General features: G+C 73.0%; 1 protein-coding gene and 1 pseudogene. Both read right to left on the reverse strand.

The features are described 5' to 3' along the window. Positions 1 to 192: pseudogene (locus ACWEVN_RS47865) on the reverse strand (hypothetical protein); the annotation flags it as partial. 89 nt (positions 193 to 281) lie between these two features. Next, the gene (locus tag ACWEVN_RS47870) at positions 282 to 1,385 is read right to left on the reverse strand and encodes a PrsW family intramembrane metalloprotease (protein WP_449688108.1); all 1,104 of its coding nucleotides are present in this window, start codon (positions 1,383 to 1,385) and stop codon (positions 282 to 284) included. Positions 1,386 to 1,568 lie beyond the last annotated feature (183 nt).

Consider the following 1,568-nt stretch of genomic DNA (forward strand, 5'->3'; position numbering starts at 1 on the left):
GGCACGGGCCAGCGACGAAGCGGACAGGCCCGACGCGGCGACCACCCGGTGCCCCGCCCGGCCCAGCGCGGCGCCGAGCACGCTGCCCACCCGGCCGGCGGAAACGACACCGACCGCGAGGCGGGCGGGCCTCATCATGGCGTGCGCCTGTGGACGCTCATGGTTGGCAGACTCCCTCTGCTCTCGTTCCAGTCCCGCTCCGGGTACCGGACGACGGCGCGAGACTAACTCGGGCGAGCGGGCGCCGTTGAGCCCGGGTGACCAGCTTCACCCGGACCGGGTCACCCGCGGGCGGCCTCGTCGGCGAGGCGCGTCGCCTCCGCGCGGGCGGCCTTCAGGGTGTGCAGCAGCTCCTGCTGGCGCTGCCGGTCGGCGTCGCTGGTGAGCTGGTGCCGGTCGAGGAACGCGAGCTCCGTCACGCTGGCCTGGTAGACGGCGACGGCCTTCGCGGCCTGCTTGCCGGACTGCCGTTTCGCCTGGCGGCGCCAGGCCCGCCGGCCGGGCAGGCTGGCGAGCAGTTCGACCTCCGACGGCGCGATCCACCGCGCGGCGGCCATGTGCGGCAGCGCGGCGGCGATGATCCGCTGTTCCCGTTTCCGCTGGAGGACGACCAGGTACACCACGCCGAGGAAGAGCGGCAGCATGATCAGGAAGTAGACGGTGAGGAACTTCGACCCGCCGAGCAGCGCGGCGCTGTTCCACAGGGCGTGCAGGCAGACGGCGGCGAGGTACCCGGCGACCGGCGCGACGAACTTGAGCGCCTTGGTCGTCGTCCGCGCGGCGATGCCGATCCCGATGCCGGTGAGCACGGCGAACAGCGGGTGGGTGAAGGGCGCGAGCACGCCCCGCAGGAAGAAGGCGGTGATGACGCCCTGGCTGTGCCCGTCACCGAAGCCGTAGTCGGCGAAGGCGCGCCCGAAGTAGTAGATGTTCTCGGTGAAGGCGAACCCGGCGGCGCTGAACCCGGCGTAGACGACCCCGTCCACGACGCCGTCGAACTCGCTGGACCGCCGCCACAGGATGAGCACGACGAAGAGGGCCTTCGCGGCCTCCTCGAAGATCGGGGCGGAGACGAGCGCGGCGAGCGTGTTGCCGTTGCCGGTGCCGAGCAGCTCTTCCCCGACGGCCTCGGCGGTGGTGTTGATGAGCAGCGCGGTGACGGTCGCGATGCAGGCGCCCCAGGCGAACGCAAGCAGCAGGAACTTGGCGGGCTCGGGCTCCCACCGGTCGACCCAGAGGAACCCGGCGACCACGCCGGCCACGGGCACGAGCGCGGCGAGGACGCCGATGGTGACGGCGAGCGGGCCCACCCGCGCGGTGGCGAGCCCGAACAGGAACAGGCCGCACAGGGCCACCACGATGAGGCCGAGCACCGGCAGCAGCACGGTGACCCGGCGAGGCCGCCGTCCGCGATCAAGTCCCGTCGCGGGCGAGAGGGTTCCGCTCACAGCGGGTCACCCTACGCAAGTGGCCGCGGGGACCGGAATGCCGCCTCAGCTCCGACGGCCCGCCGACGCCGGCCATCCGCCCCGCCCAAGCGCCCCAATGTGGCGTTCGGTGCGTCTGAC

It is taken from the genome of Amycolatopsis sp. NPDC003861 (assembly GCF_053605405.1).